This is a genomic window from Burkholderia sp. S-53, from assembly GCF_025560745.1.
In the GTDB taxonomy this organism is placed as follows: domain Bacteria; phylum Pseudomonadota; class Gammaproteobacteria; order Burkholderiales; family Burkholderiaceae; genus Burkholderia; species Burkholderia pyrrocinia.
This window is the reverse complement of sequence record NZ_CP090482.1, coordinates 392063-408129: the sequence shown is the minus strand read 5'-3', so window position 1 is coordinate 408129 and position 16067 is coordinate 392063. Positions and strand designations below refer to the sequence as shown.

The following is a 16067-nucleotide window of genomic DNA, read 5'->3' as shown; positions in this document are numbered from 1 at the left end:
ACGTCATGCTGCTCAAGAACCTGCGCCCGGCGAACGACTACGATCGCTTCGCCACCGAAACGCTCGAACCGTGGGACCTGCTGTTCATCAGCCGCATCCGCCAGCTGGCGCGCGGGATGACGCCCGGCGTGATCGCCGACATCGGCACGGCCACCGGCGTCGTGCCGGTGCGGCTCGCGACCGATCCGGCGATGCGCGGCTGGCGCTACGTCGGCATCGACCTCGATCCGGCGATGCTCGATGAAGGCCGCCCGCGCATCCGCGAGCTCGGCCTCGATGACACGGTCGAGATGCGCGTCGGCGATGCGCTCGCGCTGCCGTTCGACGACGGCACGCTGACGATGGCGGTCGGCCGCGCGACGCTGCACCACCTGCCCGACAAGGCACTCAGCCTGACCGAGATGTATCGCGTGCTGGAACCGGGCGGCATCGCGCTCGTGCACGACATGCGCCGCGATGCGCCGCAGCACCTGCTCGACCGCTTCACCGAGATGCGCGCCGCCGCCGACTATCCGCCGACCCACGTCGAGGAAAAGATCACGCTCGACGAAGCGCATGCGCTCGTCGCCGAAGCCGGCCTCGCGGACGTCGCGTCGATCTACAGCCCGAGCGCGGGGCTCGGCGCACTCGGCTTCGAAATCCTGCTGAAGAAACCGGCGCTGGCCTGAGCGATGACCGACCTCGCCTTCCTCGCCGCGCATGCCGCCGTACGGCTCGGCGCCGACGACGTCCACTGCGCGGCGGTCGCGCCCGGTGCGACGCTGCCGTTGTGCGTGACGCCGCGCAACGCCGAACTCGCGAACTCGCCGGACCTGTTCGTCGCGTGGTACCGCTCGCGGCTCGACACGATCGACACGCTGCTCGACGCGTGCGGCGCGCTGCTGTGGCGCGGCTTCGCGGTGCCCGATACCGCCGCGTTCGGCCGCCTCGGCGCGCTGTATCCGGCGCACGCGAACGGCTATACGGCGGGCGCCGCGCCGCGCCGGCAGATCGATGGCCAGGTGTACGAATCGACGCGCATGCCGCCGCCGTTCAAGATCGGGCTGCACCAGGAGATGGCCTACATGCCCGCGTTCCCGCGCCTCGTCGCGTTCTATTGCCGGCAGCCGGCCGACGCGGGCGGCGAAACGCCGATCTGCGACATGCGGCGCGTGACGGCACGCGTGCCGGCCGCGCTGCGCGAACGCTTCGCCGCACGCGGCGTGATGTACCTGCGCAATTTCGCGGCGCCCGGCGATCGTGCGGACGGGCCCGCCGCCAACCCGAACCTGCCGTTCGCCGCGTACCACCGGCCGTGGGACGACGCGTTCGGCACCGCCGAGCGCGACGAAGTCGAGCGGCTGTGCGCGGAGCGCGGCGTCGGCTGCCGCTGGCTCGACGACGGCAGCGTGACCGTGTCGCACGTCGGCAGCGCGCTGCGCGCGCATCCGCGCACCGGCGAGACGGTCTGGTTCAACCAGGCGAGTGCGCAGCACCCGAACCCGCGCTCGATGGGCGAGCTCAGCTACCGCTACCTGCAGCGCATGTACGGCGAACGCGCGGCGTTCCCGTACGAGATCCGCTACGGCGACGGTGCGCCGATGCCGTACGACGATCTCGCCGCGATCTACGACGCGCTCGACGACGAGGAACTGTCGTTCCCGTGGCAAACCGGCGACGTGCTCGTCGTCGACAACATGCTGGTCGCGCACGGCCGCAACCCGTACCGGGGCGCGCGCGATACGCAGGTCATGCTGTTCGACTGACAGGATGCAACGATGAGCGTCTCCTTCCTCGCCTCCGTGCGCGCGATGTTCGGCCCGCACACCGCGTTCGACCGGCCGCAGCGCTCGGGCACGCAGCCGCTGCCCGATGCGCATGCGCCGGGCGCGGCGCTCGGCGCGCGCGCGATCGACGTCGCGGCCGGCGATTTCCGCTTCTCCGCGCGGCACGTGCGATTCCGGCTCGGCGCGATCACCGCGATCGTCGGGCCGAACGGCTCCGGCAAGACCACGCTGCTCGAAACGCTGCTCGGCTTCCGGCGCGGCGGCAGCGACGTGCGCGTGCTCGACGTGCCGGCCGAGCGCTTCATGCGCGATACGCGGTCGCTGCGGCGGCTCGGTGCGCAATTGCAGAAGGTCGAGTATCCCGACCACCTGCGCGTGTCGGAGATCGTCGCGCTGCACCGCGCGATGTACGTGCACGCGGATGCGGCGATCACCGGCGCGCTCGGCATCGCCGAGCTGCTCGACAAGCCGTGCCGCGCGCTGTCGAAGGGGCAGCGCCAGCGCGTCGACCTGTACGTCGCGCTCGCGCACCGGCCCGAACTGGCCGTGCTCGACGAACCGTTCACCGGCCTCGACCGTCGTTATGCGGGCGTCGTGATCGACCTGCTGCGCCAGCGCGCGCGCGGCACGAGCGTCGCGATGATCTGCCACGCCGAGGAGGAACTGGCCGTCGTCGACGATCTCGTGTGGGTGCGCGACGGCGGCGTGCGCTACCAGGGCGACAAGGACGCGTTGCGCGCCGAGCTCGTCGGCGACGCGCGCGCGGTCCTGCATTGCCGCGACGAAGCCGATGCGCGCGCGCTGCGCAAGCGGCTCGCGGCGCTGCCCGGCGTGACCTGCGTGCGCGTGTCGGCGTCGCACGTCGTCGAAGCGTTCGGCGATGCGACGCTGCATCCGAACGTGCACCGGATCGTCGGCGAACAGGGCATCCAGCATCTCGCGCTCGCGCCCAGCACGCCGGGCGACCTGCTGCGCCTCTGCACCGAGGGCCCTGCCCATGACTAAGGTCTTCCTGATTCTCGTGCGCAACGAGCTACTCGGCTATCTGCGCAGCCGCTCGTCGCTGTTCTGGACGCTCGTGTTCCCGGTGTTCCTGCTGAGCGTGATGCTGTTCGCGTTCGGCGGCTCGGGCTCGCTCGGCACGGCCGACATCGCGTTCGCCGTGCCCGGCGGCCCGACACCGTACAGCCGCGCGTGCGAAGCACAGATCGTCGCAAGCCTGTCGCACAGCGACACGGTGAAGGCGACTTTTGGCGGCAACGCAGCGGCGGCCGATCGCGTCACCGTCGTGCTCGGCGCCGACGAACGCACGCCGGCGACGATCCGCTACGACTTCAACGGCTCGCTCGCGGTCAAGGCCGCCTCGCGGGTCGTCGAGATCGCGCTCGCGCGCTGCGCCGCGCAGCGGCTCGGGCTGCCAGCCGCGCAGGCGCGCTTCGAGAACGCGGTGCCGGCGCGCCGCCCGTTCGACTATGGCGCGTTCTTCGCGACCGGCATCCTGGTGATGGCGTTCATGGCAATCGGCCTCAACTCGACGACGACCGCGATCGCGTCGCTGCGCGAGCGCAATACGTTCAAGCTGTACGTGTGCTTCCCGGTCTCGCGCGGCGTGTTCCTCGCCGCGCTGATCGTCGCGCGGATGGCGATGATGGCGCTGTCGGCGCTCGTGCTGCTGACGGTCGCGCGCGTCGCGTTTGGCATCGCGCTGCCGATCGCGACGCCGGACGGGCTGCGTGCGTTGCCGATCGTGCTGCTCGGCGCGGCGATGGTGCTGAGCATCGGCGTGCTGCTCGCGAGCCGGACCCGATCGCTGGCGGCCGCCGAACTCGCGTGCAACGTCACCTACTACCCGCTGCTGTTCTTCAGCGACCTGACGATTCCGATGCACGACGCACCGGCATGGTTGAAGGCCGTGCTCGCGTTCCTGCCGACCAACCAGTTCGCCGTCGCGCTGCGCGGCGCGCTGGTCGACGGCGCGCCGTACGCGCAACTCGCGCCGCAACTGCTCGGCATGGCCGCGAGCACGGCGCTGTTCCTGTTCGCCGCCGCGCGGCTGTTCCGCTGGCATGACGCATGACGCGTCGCCCGCTGTTTCGACGAAGGAGAAAACCCGGATGAAATCGACCAATCCCATAACCGACTACCTTCTGCACGCCAGCAATTTCCTGCCGGCGATCGTGTTCCTGTTCTACGGCCGGCTCGGGCCCGAACAGCCGGACGTGCGCTGGACCCACGCGTTCCTGATCGGCGGCGTGCTCGCGATCGTGCACGGCGCATGGCTGATCCGCCGCGCGAACCGCAACAGCATCGCGATCGGCGTCGACCTGTTCCTCGTGATCGGCGCCGTGCTCGCGATCGTGTCGCCGACGGGTAGCCGTCTGTGGGGCGAGGAACTCGGGCCGGCCGCGATGCTCGTCTGCGTGCTGGTGGTCGGTATCGTGCATACCGCGTGGTCGGACGGCGGTTTCGTCGACGGCACGTTCGTCGATCATGCGCGGGCGCGTTCGCTGTCGCTCGTCCTGCTCGCCGTCACCGCCGTCGCGCTCGCGGTCTCGATCGCGATGCGGCACAGCCCGCTGTGGGGCGGCGTCGTGCCGCTGATCGCGCTGGTCGTCGTGCGTGGCCGCCTGCGCAAGCAGCTGGTGCGGGCGAGCTGACGATGAGCGCGCTGCCCGAACGCGCCACGCAGCGGCACGCGCTCGCCGCGACGCTCAGCGACGGCTGGCTCGAAGGCGCGTCGTGCGAGCCGTACGCAACGGATGCGGCGCTGTATGGCGGCGTTGCGCTCGGCGTTGCGCGGCCGGCATCGACCGCCGACACGAGCGCGCTCGCGCGCGTCGCCGCTGCGCACCGGATCGCGCTCGTCGCGCAGGGCGCGCGCACCGGGCTCGTCGGCGCCGCCGTGCCCGATCGCAGCGGCGCGCAATGCGTGGTGTCGTTCGACCGGATGCGCGCCATTCGCGCGTTCGATCCGGCGAACCGCAGCATCACGGTCGAGGCCGGCGCGCGCCTGTCCGACATCAATCGCGTGGCGGCCGAAGCCGGCCTCTGCCTGCCGATCGATCTCGGCAGCGATCCGGCGGCCGGCGGCCTCGTCGCCGCCAACGCGGGCGGCAGCCGCCTCATCAAGTACGGCGACGTGCGCCGCAACGTGCTCGGCGTCGAAGTCGTGCTCGCCGACGCGGCGGGCACCGTGATCGACGCGCTCGCGCCGCTGCGCAAGCGCAACGCGGGCTTCGACGTCACGCAGTGCTTCATCGGCGCGAACGGCGCCAACGGGCTCGTGACAGCCGTGTCGTTCGCGCTCGCCACGCTCGAACGGTCGTCGTGCGCCGCGTTCGTCGCGTTCGCGTCGTACGATGCCGCGCTCGCCGGCCTGCTCGCGTTCGAGCGCGCGTTCGGCGAACTGCTGTCGGCGTTCGAATTCATGTCGGCCGCCGCGGTCGGCTGCGTCGCGGCCGCGTTTCCGGCGTTGCGCATTCCGTTCGCGCCCGGCGATGCCGCGTGCTACGCGCTCGTCGAGATCGCAACCGGCATGCCGGGGCTCGATGCGCTGCTCGAGGAGCGCGCACTCGCGACGCTCGACGCGCTCGCGAACGAACGCGCGGTGCTCGACGCGGCCTGCGCGCCGGCGGAACGGTTCTGGCGGGTCCGCGACGCGCTGCCGGCTGCGGTCGCGCAGGACGGCATTCCGCTGTCGTTCGACGTGTCGTTTCCGCGCGGTGCGCTTGCGGCGTTCGTGACCGGCGCCGAGCAGTGGATCGCTGACGCGCATCCGTCGCTGCGCTGTCACGCGTTCGGCCATTTCGGCGACGGCGGCTGCCATCTCGTCGTGTCGATCCCGCACGCCGGTGCGGAACGATACGGCCCGCTGCAGCAGGTCGCGCTGCGTGGCGCGCTGTACGAGCGCGTCGTGCGCGCGGGCGGCTGCTTCAGCGCCGAACATGGCGTCGGGCCGGTCAACGTCGCGTATTACCGCAAGCACGTGCCGGCCGCCCAACGGCAGGTCGCCGCCGCCGTCCAGCACGCGATCGACCCGCTCGGGTTGATCGGGCGTGTTCGCTACTGACGCGCCGTATCGCGGCGCCACGGAGAATTCGAATGATGTTTCGACGCCCGCTTGCGCTGGGCCCCGTTTCCGAGCCGGACGCCGATCAACCGTTCTCCGGTATCCCGGCCACGCTGCCCGACTCGGGTGTCGTGGTCAACGTGCGCGGCGTCGCGTACGTGATCAGGCTGCCGCCGCGCGACCACGCGCGTCCGGCGTTGTGGCGCGATCTTGCGCAATGGCGCGACGATCGGTCGGGCGATGACGCATCGGGCGACGGCAGCGCGCCTGACACGCAACACGATTGATCGCTCGCGGCCCGACCGATGCGCGGGCGACCGGCAAGCAGGTGTCGAACGTGCCCGGCCCGTGCGTGGTTCAGCGCAGGATCGCATCCTGCCGCCCGACCGGCTTTCGGTTCGTTACGTCGCACGAAACGATCTCCATCCAGCTGACGCGCCTGCCCTTTCGCATGGCGATCCGCGCAATCGCGTTCGGGCGCGGCATCAGCCGGCGTGCGCCACACGAAAGACCGACATCGCAACCTGCATCGCGCTGGCCTGATGCTCGAGCGCTGTCGCGGCGGCACTGGCCTGTTCGACCAGCGCCGCGTTCTGCTGCGTCATCTGGTCCATCTGGGTGACGGCCTGGCCGACCTGGTCGATGCCGGCGCTCTGCTCGACCGTCGCCGTCGTGATTTCGGTCATGATCGTCGCAACGCGTCGCACCGACGACACGATCTCGCCCATTGCATGCCCCGCCTGCGCGACGAGCGCGTTGCCGTCACGCACATCGTCGATCGACGCGCCGATCAGTTCGCGGATCTCGCGCGCGGCGGTCGCGCTGCGCTGTGCGAGCGTACGCACCTCGCCCGCCACGACCGCGAAACCTCGCCCGTGCTCGCCTGCGTGCGCCGATTCGACCGCCGCGTTGAGCGCGAGGATATTGGTCTGGAATGCGATCCCGTCGATCATCCCGGTGATCTCCGCGATCTTCTGCGAGCTTGCATTGATCACGCCCATCATGTCGACCGCGCGGCCCACCAGTTCGCCACCGTGCTGCGCGAGGTTCGCCGCGCCGGCGGCAAGCGTGCTCGCCTGCTGTGCGTTGTCCGCGTTCTGGCGGACCGTCGACGTCAGTTGCTCCATGCTCGCGGCCGTTTCTTCGAGCGACGCGGATTGCTGTTCGGTGCGGCTCGACAGATCGAGGTTGCCCGCGGCGATCTCGCGCGCGGCCGTGTGGATCGCATCGCTGCTATCGCGCACGCCGGCAACGGTCGCCGCGAGACCGCGCTGCATCCGCTTCATCGCCACGAATAACTGGCCGATTTCATTGCTGCCGGCGTCCGGCACGTTCACGGTGAGGTCGTTCGATGCGATCCGGTCGAGCAACGCGGCCACGTTCGCGAGCGGCCGCGACACGATCCGGCGCAGCGCGAAGTGCGTCGCGACGATCAGCGCGAGCGCAAGCGCGACGCCGATGCCCACCATCGCGACGATGCGCGTGTAAGCGGCGTTGTCGTCGCCGATCGTTTCTTCCGACAGGCGGTTCGCGAGGCGCTGGAATTTCTCGACGTTCGCCGAATAGACCTGGCCGGCGATCGTGATCTCCTTGTCGTTGATCGTTGCATACGCAGCGGTATCGCCGTTGCGAAGCGCGTCGGTCGCGCGTGCGAGGACGGCGGCCAGTTGCGTCGACGATTCGACCAGTGCCCGTTTCAGGTCGGTATCGATACCGACAGCCGACGGAGCGCCCTGAAACGCCTGCGTTTCCTTCGCGGACAAATCGAACGTCCGCTGCGCGCTTTGCAGCGCCGAGTCGCGCTGCGCCGGGTCGTTGTGCTCCTTCAGCGCCGCGTACACGCGCACGAGTGCCGAGCGCGTCCGGGTGCTGTCCTTGTATGCGTCGTTGACCAGCAACGTCTGGGCGGCGATTTCATGCAGGCGCTTCGCGTTCGCGTTCGCGTTTCCGAGCGCAGCGATTCCGACGATGCCGCCGATGATGATCATCGTTGCAAAAGCAGCGAGCACGGCGAGCAAACTGTTTTTTACCTTCAGATCACGCATGATGGATCGCTTTTTTAAGTTTTACCTTATCGGTTAACGGCATGCGTTGCGTCAACTTGATGCGATGATGCGTCGCGCGTTGCGATACGCAACAGCGCGAAACGAGCGGCATGCGCACGATGCCGCCCGCTGCGTCGCCAGTCAGTTCGTCCCGTCGTACGACACGATCTCCACCCAGTTCGCACCGTTGCCGACCGGATACTTCCCGATCGCGTCGAGGCGGCCCGTGTTGCGGTCGATCCGGTACACGGCAAGCGTCGGCGACAACTGCCCGGCCGCGAGCAGATAGTTGCCCGACGGATCGATGCCGAAGCCGCGCGGCTGTTTCTCGGTGGCGAACGTGCCGATCCGCTCGAGCTTGCCCGACGCGGCATCGACGCGATACGCGGCGAGCGTGCTGGACGTGCGCTCCGACGCGTACAGGAATCGTCCGTCCGGCGTCAGGTGCAGGTCCGCGCCCCACGGCTTGTCGCCATGGAAATCCGGCGGCACGATCGACACGGTCTGGATCGGCCGCGCATCGGCCCCGCCGTGCAACAGCACGAGCACGTGCAGCTTGCCGTCGAGCTCGTCGATCAGGTACGCGAAGCGACCATTCGGCGAAAACACGAAATGGCGCGGGCCCGACTTGTCCGGCAGCCGATATGCGGGCGTCGCAATGTCGGTCAGTGTCCCCGTCGACGCATCGAACGGCAGCCGCAGCCACGCATCCGCGCCGAGCACCGACGCGAACGCGTAGCGGCCGTCCGGCGACTGGCGGATCGCGTGCGCCATCGGGCCGGTCTTCACCGTCTGCTGCACGTCGCCCGCGACGCCGTTCTCGCCGATCCGGTTCACCGCAAGCAGGTTGCCGCCATACGACGCCGAAAACAGATAGCGGCCGGACGCATCGGTCGACACGTAGGCCATGCTGTCCGCGAGCGGCGCGCGGCCCAGCTCGATCAGGCGACCGTCGAGCGGGTTGATCGCGAAGCTGACGACGCGATACGGCGTCGAGCGCAGCGCCGCATAGAGGCGATGATGATCGGGCGACAGCGTCATCGGCATCACGGTGCCGCCGACCGGCACGGTCTCGATCGCGGTCAGCGAACCGTTCGACGGATCGACGCCGAACACCGAGATGTCGCGGCTGTCGCTGTTCGATACATACGCATACGTCGCCGCGTGCGCGAGCGACGCGACCATCCCGAAAGCGGCCGCCGCAACGGTTCGCCAGAGTGTTTTCGTGTTCATGTGTCTTGATGTCGGTGAAAGGGCAGCACATGCGACTGCGGCGCCGGACAACCTCGGTCGTCCGGCGCCGCGACAGGCGAAGCGCGCGATCAGAACACCGCGTGCCCGCTGATCACGCTCGGCAGCCAGGTCGAGAAGAACGGCAGGTACGTGACGATGTTGATCGCACTGAAGATCGCGAGGTAGTACGGCCACGCCATCTTCGTGGTCTCGCCGATCGACACGTTGCCGATCGCGCACCCGACGAACTGCACCGACCCGATCGGCGGGTGCACGAGGCCGAGCGAGCAGTTCAGCAGCAGCATGATCCCGAACTGCACCGGCCCGACGCCGCACGCCATCGCGATCGGCAGGAACAGCGGCGTCGTGATCAGGATGTGCGCGGCCATGTCGACGAACGTGCCGAGGAACACCTGGATGATGTTGATATACAGCAGCATCAGCCACGGCGCCGCGGTCGACTGCTTCAGCAGCCCTTCGATCGCATCCGGAATCTCCAGGTACGACATCTGGAAGCGCAGCATGTTGGACACCGCGATCAGCAGCAGCACGACACCCGTCGTGCGGGCCGCATGCGACAGCGCGCGGCGCAGCTTCGCGACCGTCAGCGTCCGGTAGACGATCGCGGTCAGCACGAGCGAGTACACGACGGCGATCGCGGCCGCTTCGGTCGCGGTCGCAATCCCCTTCGCGACGCACACGAGGATGATCGCGATCACCATCAGCCCGGGCACCGCGCCGACGAAGCTGCGCAGCACCGCATACCAGCCGGGAAACGCGGGCAGCGCGGACGAGCCGTCCGGACGGCGCGGATAACCGTGACGCACGGCCTGCCAGTACGCGGCAGCGAGCACGAAGCCCATCACCCACAGCACGGGCAGCAGCCCCGAGAACAGCAGGTCGCCGATCGACACGCCGCTCACCGGCTGGCCGTGCAGCATCCCGGTGATCCCCTGCGCGGCGAACGCGTAGATGATCATGTTGGTCGACGTCGGCATCAGCGCGCCGGCGAGCGATGCATGCGTCGTCACATTGACCGCGTACGCGGCGCTGTAGCCTTCGCGCTTCATCAGCGGGATCACCACGCCGCCCATTGCCGACGTATCGGCGGTCGGCGAGCCCGACACGCCGCCGAACAGCGTGCACGCGACGACGTTCGCCATCCCGAGGCCGCCGCGGAAATGGCCGACGGTCGCCTGCGCGAAGCGCAGGATCCGGTCCGCGATGCCGCCGTGCAGCATCAGTTCGCCGGAGAAGATGAAGAACGGCACCGCGAGGAACGAGAATGCGTTCATCCCCGAGATCATCGCCTGCATCGCGGTCGCGATCGGCAGGCCTTCGACCATATAGGTCAGCACGCAGGCTATCCCGAGCGCGAACGACACGGGCACGCCGAGCACGAGGAAAATCAGAAAACTGACGGACAGGATCGCGAGTTCCATGGCGTTATTGTCCCGACGAAGAACGACGAAGCGCGAGCAGATGCTCGAGCGAGAAGAGGATGATGGCGATCGCCGCGGGCATCGCGATCAGGTAGCGCACGCCTTCGGGCAGCCCGATGATCGGAATGTGGTCGCCCATCGTCTCGGCGGCCATGCTGCCGCAGCCGACCATGATCATGATCGCGAACGCGATCAGGCTCAGGTGCTGGATCGCGACGACCACGGTGCTCGCCTTCGGCGGCAGCCGGCGCACGAGCGAATCGAGGCCGATATGGCCGCCGTCGCGCACCTTCATCGCCGCGCCGAACATCGCGATCACGATCACCAGCAGCAGCGCGATCGGCTCCACGAAATCCGGTGCATTCTCGAACACGTAGCGCATCACGACCGCGTAGAACACCAGCACCGTGAGCACCGCGAGACAGGCCGACGCGATCACGGCCAGCACGCGGAACAGCACGTCGTTCACGCAGCGCAGGAACGGCGCCGCGTGCGGCCGCGCCGGCGCCGCGCCGTCCGGGGCGGCGGCCGCCGCACCCGCGGCCGCCGCGCTGTTCAGGGAAGTGCGACGCGTCACTTGGTCGCCTCGATCTCGTCGACGATCTGCTTCATCTGCGGCGTCTTTTCATACTTCGTCCACAGCGGCTGCATCGCCTTCACGAACGCCGCGCGGTCGATCTGCGCGGCCGGCAGGACCTTCGCGCCGCCCTTCGTCACCGCCTGCTGCGCGGACGCCTCGCGCGCGGTCCACAGCTTCTGGTAGTACGGCACCGAATCGGCCGCCGCCTTCCTGATCGCCGCCTGCTCCTGCGGCGACAGCGTGTCCCAGATCTTCTTCGAGAACACCAGCACTTCCGGCGTCATCGCGTGCTGCGTCTCCGAGTAATCGGGCGCCACTTCGTAGTGCTTCGTTTCCTCGTACGACGGCATGTTGTTTTCCGCCGCATCGACGAGGCCCGTCTTCAGGCCCGTGTACACCTCGGCGAACGGCATCGGCGTCGGCGTGCCGCCCATCGCCTTGATCTCGTCGACCATCAGGTCGGACGGTTGCACGCGCACCTTCAGCCCCTTCATGTCGGCCGGCGAGCGCACCGGGCGCTTCGCGTAGATCGAGCGCGCGCCGCTCTCGTAGAACGTCAGCGCGATCATCCCCTTCGCCGTGAACGCATCGAGGATCTTCTGGCCGGCCGGGCCGTACATCGCCTTGCGGAAATGGTCGACGTCGCGGAACAGGAACGGGAACGACGGGATCAGCGATTCCGGCACGATCTCGTTGAACGACGCGCCGTTCACGCGCGCCATGTCGATCGCGCCGATCCGGACCTGGTCGACCGTGTCCTTCTCGGAGCCGAGCGCGCTGTTGCCGAACACCTTGATCGAATCCTTGCCGCCCGTCTGCTTCGACAGCTCGTCGCCCATGAACTTCACCGCCATGTTGGTCGGGAAGTTGTCGCCGTGCACGTCCGCCGAGCGGAACACGCGCGCCTGCGCGGACATCGCGAAGCCAGCCAGCAGCGCGACGGCGAGCGCGGTACGGGAACCGGGGAATCGGTGCTTCATGGTGAGTCTCCTTGATGGTCGATCGTTGTTGTGCGGCGATCCGTCGGCATGCGCACTCGTCGGCGATGCACTCCCCGGAACCGCAGAGTCATACGTCGTATGACGTGTTGACGCGAATGTACGTCGGTTAATCGTTTAACTCACTTGGTGCATACGCCTATGATCGCTGTCATCAGGGGTTCCGAGTGCGATTCGTGGAATTGCATTCTCCGTTCCGGCGATTCTTCGCGAAACGTTTTCCGGAAACCGGGCGGCATTTGAACCGGGCGCATGTGTAGCCGTTTTCCGACGCCGAAAAGCAGTCTTCCGCTTCGTTTGCCATCGTTATAGGATGACTGACCACGAAGCAGACACGCCCGCGCGCAGCCACGAGCACGCGCCGGCCACGCATCGCGCGCGGCGGAACCGCGAAGATTCGAGAAGCACGCCGTGCGAGCGCGGGCGCTCGCCGCACCGTCACGTCTGCATGACCAGCGACGTCAGTTGCGCCGCGCGCGCCACATCCGTCTTCGCGTAGATCGATTTGATCTGCGCGCGGACCGTGCCGATCGACACGCCGCGCAGCGCCGCGCATTCCTGCGGCGACAGCCCGTCGCAGCACAGCAGCACCGCGAGATCGGCTTCGGCCGACGACAGCCCGTAGAACACGCGCAGCCGCTGCGCGCGCGCCGACGGCGAACGCAGGTCGGCGGCGGTCATCAGTGCCGCGACGCCGGGCCGTTCATGCAGCAGGCGAGACTGTTCGGGGATCGGCATCAGCGCGAGCGACAACGGTTCGCCCGTCGCGCGCCGCAGCAACAACCCGCCACGTGCGAACGCGTGCCGCCATTGCGCATCGTCGACGCAGCCTTCCGGCGCGAAGCGCCCGTTCACGATCCGCATCGCCGGTTCCGCCGCGATCAGTTGATCGGCTGCGCGATTCGTGTAACGCAGTTCGCGTTGCGCGCCGAGCAGGAACACCGGCACCGGAATCGCGTCGAGCGCCGATTCCGCGGCGGCCACGCGCGCCTCGAGCTCGCCGATGCGTGTCTGGATCTGCAGCGCACGGGCGATATGCGTGCCCATGATTTCGATCGTGCGGCGCTGATCGTCGGAAAGCCCTTGCGATTCGGGGCCGCTCTGGACGCTGAGGAATGCGCCGGCCCCGGCTTCGCGATGGATATACAGGCCCGAGATGCTGCCGAGCCCGTAAGGACGCAGGAACTCCTGATAGAACACGCTGTGCGTGCGCTGTTGCGGGGACAAGTGCTTGACGTCCTCGAACCAGCGGCCCGCCGGCCAGTTGCCGGCGATCGGCACGACCGGGTCGTACCGGTAGAACTCGGTGTTGTACGTGTGGTAACACGCGGCGAGCCATGACGGGTCGTCGCCGGCTGCCTGCTCGATCGCCGGCACCCTCGCCGCGTCGTCGAACGACAGCAGCGTGGCCATGCGCACGCCGACCGTCGATCGCAGCCCGTCCAGCACCGCTTCCCATCGTTGATCGCCCAGCGCCGCAGCGTAGATGTCATCGATCCATGCCGATGGAATCAATCCGTTCCGTTGCATCTGGCTACCCCGCGCCGTGCGTTTTTGTTGAACGTCTTGCGCGAATCTTACTCAATCGGCGGCATTGTTCAATTGCCTCTGTTCATTTGATTTGAAATACCACGTTTAATACCGTTTTTCGTCAGACGTAACGGCCATTCTCGACAAGCTTTCGGTTCCTTTCGGTACAAAAGACCGGGGCCTTTGCGTTCGACGGCGCCGATCGTGATGGCAGCGCACATCCGCGGAATGCATCGCGACGCCGGCTTTTCATCAGGGTCGGCGTATGTCATGATGCAGCGCATGATGATCCGAAACGCCACGACCCACCTGCACCATCACCACGGACGCCCGCTGTTGCGCCGTGGTTCGTTTCGCATCTAGTCATCGAATCGGGAGCATTCCCGATCAAGACAACGACCAAGGCGCCTCCGGCGCCTTTTTTGTTTTTGGCCGCCTTGAAAGACCATGCCCCGCTGATCGATCGATAACGTACGGAGTGTTTTCAATGCAACGACCGTGGAAGGAAATGTCCTTGTCGGATTTGCCGCTCAGGGAGGACCTCAGGTTGCAGCACGCGTACGGGGCGCCGCAGCTCGATGTGCCGGTCTGCCTGAACGTCAACGAGAACCCGTATCCGCCGTCGCCATCGCTCGTCGAGCGCATCGCGGCTGCCGTGGCCGACGCCGCGCGGCAGGCGAACCGCTATCCCGACCGCGACTTTGCCGAGCTGCGCGCGCATCTGGCCGCCTATCTGACGCACGACACCGGCGTGACGGTCGACGCATCGAGCGTCTGGGCCGCCAACGGCTCGAATGAAGTGATCCAGCAGGTTCTGCAGGCGTTCGGCGGCCGGGGCGAGCGGCGCTGGCCTTTACGCCCGCGTATCCGATGTATGACGAATACTGCCGCACGACCTTCACTCGGCTGCATACGTTGCCGCGTACCGAGGATTTCGCGCTCGATCCGAATCAGGCGATCGACAGCATCCGCGAGCATCGGCCGAGCGTGGTTCTGCTGACGTCGCCGAACAACCCGACCGGAACCGCACTTCCCGTCGACGCTATCCGCGCGATTCTCGACATCGCGCCGGGCGTGGTCGTCGTGGACGAAGCCTATGCGGAGTTCCGGCGCCACGGCGTCCGCAGCGCGGTGACGCTGCTGCCCGACCATCCGCGGCTTGTCGTGACCCGCACGCTAAGCAAGGCGTTCAAGTTCGCGGGCGGCCGCGTCGGGTATTGCGCCTGCGCGCCTGCGATCGTCGAAGCCCTGAAGCTGGTTCGGCTGCCCTATCACCTGTCCGCCTTTACGCAGGCAGCCGCCTGCGCGGCGCTGGTCGCGCGTGACGAGATGCTGTCGCAGGTCGACGCGATCAAGGCCGAGCGTGACGCAACCGTTTGCTGGCTGCGCAGCCAGGGCCTCGCGGTAGCCGATTCGGATGCCAACTTCGTGATGTTCGGCAAGTTTGCCGATCGCCACCGGATCTGGAGCGGACTCCTGCGCCACGGGGTTCTGATTCGCGAGTCCGGCCCGCCGGAATACCTGCGCGTGTCCATCGGCACCGCTGCGGAGATGGCCGCGTTTCGCGCGGCGTTGCTTGCGGTGATCGCGCATGAATGAGCAACGACGACGCGCTGGAATGCGACGCTTCGGGACCGCGGCCGTGCAGGCGCGCCGTGCCGATCGAGCCGCCCGCCGCGTCACGCACGTTTCGGCGGCAGGTCCGACGGCGCAGTTACTTCATCGCCACGTATCGCGATTCCATCTCGTCGATCTTCACGAGCATCGCTTCGCAGAGCTTCCCGAGGTGACGCGGCACATCCGGCGTCGACAGCAGTGCCTCGATCCGCCCGCGCCAGTAGCTCGGATGCCTCACGCGCCCCGCGCCCGACATCGATACGCCGTCAGCGATCGTCTCGCTGTCCAGGAGAGCCACCATTCTCTGTATGTGAGCGAGCTCTCGTTCTACATAGTCTCGTGCCAGCATATCGATTGAAATTCCCCGAAGTGCGACATCAGGCCTTCCGTCATCAACGCGCCATCGTGCTGCGACGCAAACGACGCACCGCACACGTTGCCTGTCAGCATACGCAAGGACTGTGTCAGTCGACTGCACGGGCAGTCCCGGCGTTCGACACGGAGCGGCAAGCGTGTCCGCGCGTTCCGGTTACATCCATCCCCGATGCGCTGTTGCCAATCGTAGGCGGACTGTCCGGCGCCGGCATCCCCAAAAGTGGGGATGCCGGCAGAATTCGGGGAAGTGACGGTTTCCGGAAATTACGGGGAGTGGAATGGCCGGCGAGCACGTGCTTGCCCGCCGGCGCTACGGCGGGATCGCGCTCGACTTGAACGGCCCGCCGCCGGCACACGGCAGCCGAGGAAACCGGAAACAGGGATCTGCAGCGCGCACGAACAGGCGTCGCTC

At 67.8% G+C, this 16067-nt stretch carries 15 protein-coding genes; 8 read left to right on the top strand and 7 right to left on the bottom strand.

The genetic code is table 11. The annotated features are described in order from the left end of the window. Window positions 1-5 precede the first annotated feature (5 nt). The 7 genes from LXM88_RS01590 to LXM88_RS01560 are packed head-to-tail and all read left to right on the top strand — an operon-like array spanning window position 6 to window position 6122. Window positions 6-668 carry a class I SAM-dependent methyltransferase gene (locus tag LXM88_RS01590; protein WP_262531417.1) on the top strand — a complete coding sequence of 221 codons (663 nt, stop codon included), beginning with the start codon at window positions 6-8 and terminating at the stop codon, window positions 666-668. A gap of 3 nt (window positions 669-671) precedes the next feature. After that, window positions 672-1745, top strand: coding sequence for a TauD/TfdA family dioxygenase (locus tag LXM88_RS01585; protein WP_262531416.1), 1074 nt, complete (start codon window positions 672-674; stop codon window positions 1743-1745). 12 nt (window positions 1746-1757) lie between these two features. After that, complete coding sequence (locus LXM88_RS01580) at window positions 1758-2771, top strand: ATP-binding cassette domain-containing protein (RefSeq protein ID WP_262531415.1); 1014 nt, start codon at window positions 1758-1760, stop codon at window positions 2769-2771. After that, on the top strand, window positions 2764-3843 hold the full coding sequence (locus LXM88_RS01575; protein ID WP_262531414.1) for an ABC transporter permease: 1080 nt from the start codon (window positions 2764-2766) through the stop codon (window positions 3841-3843). The genes LXM88_RS01580 and LXM88_RS01575 overlap by 8 nt, the downstream gene beginning before the upstream one ends. 37 nt (window positions 3844-3880) lie before the next feature. Next, entirely contained in the window at window positions 3881-4423 is a 543-nt protein-coding gene (locus LXM88_RS01570; protein WP_262531412.1) for a permease, read from the top strand. A 2-nt stretch (window positions 4424-4425) separates the two neighbouring features. Beyond that, window positions 4426-5835 carry an FAD-binding oxidoreductase gene (locus LXM88_RS01565; protein WP_262531410.1) on the top strand — a complete coding sequence of 470 codons (1410 nt, stop codon included), beginning with the start codon at window positions 4426-4428 and terminating at the stop codon, window positions 5833-5835. 32 nt (window positions 5836-5867) lie between these two features. Continuing rightward, window positions 5868-6122: a hypothetical protein gene (locus LXM88_RS01560; RefSeq protein WP_262531409.1), complete on the top strand. Its 255-nt coding sequence runs from the start codon at window positions 5868-5870 to the stop codon at window positions 6120-6122. Window positions 6123-6320: 198 nt separating this feature from the next. Here the strand turns inward: LXM88_RS01560 and LXM88_RS01555 are convergent, their stop codons facing one another. The 6 genes from LXM88_RS01555 to LXM88_RS01530 all read right to left on the bottom strand — a co-directional run bounded on the left by LXM88_RS01555 (window position 6321) and on the right by LXM88_RS01530 (window position 13663). Continuing rightward, window positions 6321-7880: a methyl-accepting chemotaxis protein gene (locus LXM88_RS01555; RefSeq protein WP_262531407.1), complete on the bottom strand. Its 1560-nt coding sequence runs from the start codon at window positions 7878-7880 to the stop codon at window positions 6321-6323. Window positions 7881-8021: 141 nt separating this feature from the next. Next, window positions 8022-9113, bottom strand: coding sequence for a lactonase family protein (locus LXM88_RS01550; RefSeq protein WP_262531406.1), 1092 nt, complete (start codon window positions 9111-9113; stop codon window positions 8022-8024). A gap of 89 nt (window positions 9114-9202) precedes the next feature. Next, window positions 9203-10555: a TRAP transporter large permease gene (locus LXM88_RS01545; RefSeq protein WP_262531405.1), complete on the bottom strand. Its 1353-nt coding sequence runs from the start codon at window positions 10553-10555 to the stop codon at window positions 9203-9205. 4 nt (window positions 10556-10559) lie between these two features. Beyond that, complete coding sequence (locus LXM88_RS01540) at window positions 10560-11132, bottom strand: TRAP transporter small permease (protein ID WP_262531404.1); 573 nt, start codon at window positions 11130-11132, stop codon at window positions 10560-10562. Continuing rightward, window positions 11129-12115, bottom strand: a complete 987-nt coding sequence (locus LXM88_RS01535; protein WP_262531402.1) for a TRAP transporter substrate-binding protein — start codon at window positions 12113-12115, stop codon at window positions 11129-11131. The genes LXM88_RS01540 and LXM88_RS01535 overlap by 4 nt, the downstream gene beginning before the upstream one ends. A 456-nt stretch (window positions 12116-12571) precedes the next feature. After that, window positions 12572-13663, bottom strand: a complete 1092-nt coding sequence (locus tag LXM88_RS01530) for a helix-turn-helix transcriptional regulator (RefSeq protein ID WP_262531401.1) — start codon at window positions 13661-13663, stop codon at window positions 12572-12574. 870 nt (window positions 13664-14533) lie between these two features. Here LXM88_RS01530 and LXM88_RS01525 point away from each other — a divergent pair. After that, window positions 14534-15262 (top strand): aminotransferase class I/II-fold pyridoxal phosphate-dependent enzyme, encoded by a 729-nt coding sequence (locus tag LXM88_RS01525; protein ID WP_262531399.1) that lies wholly within the window; start codon window positions 14534-14536, stop codon window positions 15260-15262. Window positions 15263-15377: 115 nt separating this feature from the next. Here the strand turns inward: LXM88_RS01525 and LXM88_RS01520 are convergent, their stop codons facing one another. Beyond that, window positions 15378-15629, bottom strand: coding sequence for a hypothetical protein (locus LXM88_RS01520; RefSeq protein ID WP_262531397.1), 252 nt, complete (start codon window positions 15627-15629; stop codon window positions 15378-15380). Between the last annotated feature and the right edge of the window lie 438 nt (window positions 15630-16067).